Origin of the sequence: Streptomyces milbemycinicus (assembly GCF_002154605.1) — a bacterium.
GTDB classification, from domain to species: Bacteria; Actinomycetota; Actinomycetes; order Streptomycetales; family Streptomycetaceae; genus Streptomyces; species Streptomyces milbemycinicus.
Genome location: NZ_MUNE01000995.1, coordinates 1 through 4,499, shown reverse-complemented (window position 1 = coordinate 4,499; position 4,499 = coordinate 1). Strand labels below are relative to the sequence as shown.

Here is a 4,499-nt window from a genome sequence, read left to right as displayed (position 1 = left end):
GCTACGGGGGCTGCGGGGGCTGCGGGGGCGCGCTCTTAACGTCATTCGTGTTAACTTCACTTCGCACATGGGGCTGGTGGGCCTTGGGCGCGCCGGGGAGCCCCAAGGCCCACCGTTGTACGGCCGCGCTGCGCACCGAAGGAGCCGACCCCTATGAGCACAACGTCGNNTCGCCACGGCGGCGGTCCGCGTGGTGTGCGTCGACGAGCAGGGACAGGTCCGCGCGGAGGCGCGCGAGCCGCTGCCCGCACCGCGCCGCGGCGCCGGCGGCCACAGCGAGCAGGACGCCCGCGCCTGGTGGCCCGCCGTCGCCGCCGCTCTGCGGCGGGCGACCGCGGCGCTCCCGGCGGGCGGCCGGGAGGTCGTGGCCGTCGCCACGTCGGCGACCTCCGGCACGGTCGTCCTGGCCGACGGCGCGGGCGAGCCGGTCGGCCCGGCCCTGATGTACGACGACCGCCGCGCGGCCGAACTCAACGCCCGAGCCCAGCGCATCGGCGCCCCCCGCTGGCAGGCCCTCGGCCTCTCGGTCGGCCCGACGGCGGCCCTGGGGCGTATCGCGTGGCTGGCAGGGGAGGACACCCCCGACCGCGCGCGAACCCGCCGTCTCCTCCACACCCCGGACCTCATCGCCTGGCGGCTCACCGGCGGCCCGGTCGCCACCGACTGGAGCCACGCCCTCAAGAGCGGCTACGACGCCCGCGTCGGCGAATGGCCCGCCGAGGTCCTGGACGCGCTGGGCGTACCGCCGGAGTGGCTGCCGCCCGTACAGGCGCCCGCCACCGAGGTGGGCGCGGTGTGTGCGGCCGCCGCAGACGAGACGGGGTTGCCGGTCGGCTGCTCGGTCCGTCTCGCGATGACGGACGGATGCGCCGGGCAGATCGCCACCGGGGCCGTCCGGCCGGGCCAGTTCGTGGGCGTCCTCGGCACCACGTACGTCCTCAAGGGTGTGACCCGCGAGCTGGTCACCGACCCGAGCGGCGCGCTGTACAGCCATCGTCACCCCGACGGCTGGTGGCTGCCGGGCGGCGCGTCCAACACCGGCGGCGAAGCCCTCGCGCACGTCCCCGCCGACCGGCTCCCCGCCCTCGACCGGGCCGCGGCCGCCCGCGGACCCGCGTCCGTGGTCGCCTACCCCCTGCGCCGTGAGGGCGAGCGCTTCCCCTTCGTCAGCGGCGAGGCCCGCGGCTTCCTCCTCGGCACCCCGGCCGACGAGGCCGACCGCCACCGCGCCGAGCTGGAGGGCGTCGCCTTCCTGGAACGCCTCGCCATCGAGCGCGTAAGGGAGTTGGGCGTACCCGTCGAGGGCCCGCTGTGGGCCGCGGGCGGCGGCAGCCGCAGCGCCCTGTGGACCCGTATCCGCGCCACCGCCCTCGGCATGCCCCTGCGCGTCGCCGACCACGCCGAAACCGCCTTCGGCGCCGCGCTTCTCGCCGCCTCCGGCACGCTCCACCCCGACCTCGCGGCGAGCGCCGCCGCGATGGTCCGTACGGGCCGGGACATCGAGCCGGACGAAACGGAACGCGCCGCGCTCGACGAGTCGTACGCGGCCTTCACCGCTGCCCTGCGCGAGCGCGGTTGGCTCGGCCGGCGCGCGTCTCTTTGACGCTCTGAGCAGTTGAAACCTCAGAGCGGTATCCGGAGCATGTCCTTGACCGCGTCTTCGCCCGTGAACCGCCCCAGCCATGTGGCGAACTGCGGGGCGAATGCCTGCATGGCGGCCTTGAACAGGGCCTCTTCCTCGTCCTCGTCGGGCGGGGCGAGGCCGAAGTTCCGGTTCAGCCAGGCTAGGTATTCCTGACGCGCCGGGAAGAGCTCGTCCAGGTCCTCGTCCTCGTACGCGTAGTCACGTTCGACGGGGAGCAGCCGTAGCAGCTCTCGTAGGTTGCTCGCGTGGACCCAGACTTCGCCCTCGTCGCCGAGGAACACGACGGGAAGGTCGGCGAGATCGGCCCGGTCGTCGCACCGCCACAGCGCGTAGATCGAACCACTGCCGGTGGCATGCGCGAAGGGGATCAGCCGGTCGTAGAACTCGGCGCTGCTGGGGTCCTCCGGACCTCCCAGCCAGCCCTTGACCTTCTTCTTGTCGTCGTAGTCGAGCAGTTCGAAGCCATCGGCGTAACCCTCCGCCCCGAACTTGTCGTCGAACTCCTTGAGGAGGTTGAGCTCGGGGATGGGCGAGTACGCGTTGCTCATGGACGCCGCCGTGAGGGAGAGGTGTGGTCGGGTGAGCGCATCGTAGGGCCACCGACGGCGGCTGTCAGGTCTCTTGACGGCGACTTGGTCTATACCTATCTTCTCCCCCGCGCCCACTCATCACATATGTGATCGGAATTCGGGTCCACAAACAGATGCCCAGGCATCTGCCGCCGGAAGGGAACCCCCCCCATGCCTGCAACTCCTGACCGATCGACCCACCCGCGTACCGCCCACAAGCGAAGGCCCCTCACGCTCACCGCCGCCGCCCTGTCCGCCGCCTGCCTGGCCGGGGCCCTCGTCGGCCCGGCCCAGGCCCAGGTCCAGGCCGCGAAGCCGGACCCCGGGCCGCGCTCCGGGAACGCGCCCGCCGCGACCGCCGCACCCGCCGCGTTCACCCACCCCGGCGTCCTGGTCGGCAGCTCCCAACTCGACTTCATCCGGGGCAAGGTGCAGGCGGGCGCGGCGCCGTGGAAAGGCGCGTACGACCAGATGATGGCGAGCAAGTACGGCTCGCTGTCGTACACGCCTAAGCCGCGGGCAGTGGTGGAGTGCGGCCCGTATTCCGACCCCAACTACGGCTGCACCGATGAGCGGCAGGACGCCATCGCCGCGTACACCCATGCGCTCGCCTGGTACGTCACCCGCGACGACCGCTACGCGAAGAAGGCGATCGAGATCATGGACGCCTGGTCGGCCACGATCAAGGACCACACCAACAGCAACGCACCCCTGCAGACCGGCTGGGCCGGATCGGTGTGGCCGCGCGCCGCGGAGATCATCCGCTACACCTACACCAGCTGGCCGAACGTCAACCGCTTCGCGACGATGCTGCGCAACGTCTACCTCCCCAAGGTCATCAACGGCTCCAACAGCAACGGCAACTGGGAGCTGTCCATGATGGAGGCCGCCGTCGGCATCTCCGTCTTCCTCGACGACCGCACCAGCTACGACAAGGCGGTCGCCCGCTATCTGAACCGCACCCAGGCGTACGTCTACCTCGAGTCCGACGGCGCGCTGCCCAAGACCGTGCCGGGCAGCGGCCTGGACACCAAGGACAAGATCGTCAAGTACTGGCAGGGCCAGTCCACGTTCGTGACCGGGCTGACCCAGGAGACCTGCCGGGACTTCACCCACACCGGATACGGCATCTCCGCCATCTCGCATATCGCGGAGACCTCGCGCATCCAGGGTGCGGATCTTTACCCCCAGGTCGGCGAACGCCTCCGCCAGGCGCTGGGCTTCCAGTCCAAGTACGAGCTGGGCACGGCGCCGCCCTCCTGGCTGTGCGGCGGCACGGTCAAGGACCACCTGGGCCCGGTCACCGAGGTCGGGTTCAACGCCCTGCACAACCGCCTCGGCTACCCCATGGACAACACCCAGAAGCTCACTGAGCAACAGCGCCCCGCCGGCACCAACAACCTCTTCGTGGCCTGGGAGACCCTGACCCACGCCAACAACACCAACTGACCCGACCAAAGCTCGCCGCCCACACACACAAGGCCAAGGCCCCTGCTCCCGGACCATCCACAGATCCCTGGAGCAGGGGCCTTTGTCCGTGGACAAATGGCGTTGTCCACTCTTCACCACCCCCCTGACCTGCGACGTCGTCGCTGCCGTCGGGTGGCCAACTCCTCCGGTCAGCACGGTGGTCTCCACATTCCATGACTCACCGGAGGAGACACCGTTGTCCCGTTCCCCCTTCCGCACAGTGGCGCTGCGTGGCGCGTACGGCCTGATCGGGGCCGCGCTCGCCGCCACCGCCGTGGCATCCGTCCCAGCCCAGACCGGCAGCGTTCAGGCCACCTCTCAGACGGTCACCAAAACCGGGCGTACCGGGGGTGACGCAGTCCCGGGTGCCAAGGTGACCCGCCAGCAGATCATCCAGCGCGCCCAAGCCTGGGTGGACCGCAAGGTGCCCTACAGCGCCAACGGCACCAGCGCACCGTTCAGCTGGTGGCCGGACGCGGCCACCGGAAGGTCCTACCGGCAGGACTGCTCCGGCTATGTGTCGATGGCCTGGCAGCTCGGGAACAGCCTGTCGACCCACTCCCTGCCCAGTGTGTCGACGGCCATCCGCATCAGCGATCTGAAGCCCGGCGACATCCTCAACTCCCCCCAGCATGTGGTGATCTTCGGCGGCTGGATCGACCAGAAGCGCGGCACCTTCAGCTACTACCAGCAGAGCAGCCGCTCCCGGCCCACCAGCAAGGACGTAGGAAACCTCACATCCGGACGGCTGGCCGGGCATCCGCTCAGCAGCTACACCGCCCGCCGCTACCTCCACGTCGTCGACTCTCCCACCC

2 protein-coding genes and 2 pseudogenes are annotated in these 4,499 nt (G+C 70.6%); 3 read left to right on the top strand and 1 reads right to left on the bottom strand.

Annotated features, from left to right (window positions below):
* Positions 1–172 precede the first annotated feature (172 nt).
* Positions 173–1,603: pseudogene (locus tag CCN51_RS50125) on the top strand (FGGY-family carbohydrate kinase); the annotation flags it as partial.
* A gap of 20 nt (positions 1,604–1,623) precedes the next feature.
* Here CCN51_RS50125 and CCN51_RS50120 read toward each other — a convergent pair.
* A complete protein-coding gene (locus tag CCN51_RS50120; RefSeq protein ID WP_014176589.1) occupies positions 1,624–2,193 on the bottom strand; it encodes a hypothetical protein in 570 nt (189 codons plus the stop codon).
* 192 nt (positions 2,194–2,385) lie between these two features.
* Here CCN51_RS50120 and CCN51_RS50115 point away from each other — a divergent pair, with 192 nt between their 5' ends.
* Both CCN51_RS50115 and CCN51_RS50110 read left to right on the top strand, forming a co-directional pair.
* Entirely contained in the window at positions 2,386–3,663 is a 1,278-nt protein-coding gene (locus CCN51_RS50115) for an alginate lyase family protein (protein WP_014176588.1), read from the top strand.
* Between the two features lie 217 nt (positions 3,664–3,880).
* A pseudogene (locus CCN51_RS50110) lies at positions 3,881–4,499 on the top strand (hypothetical protein); the annotation flags it as partial.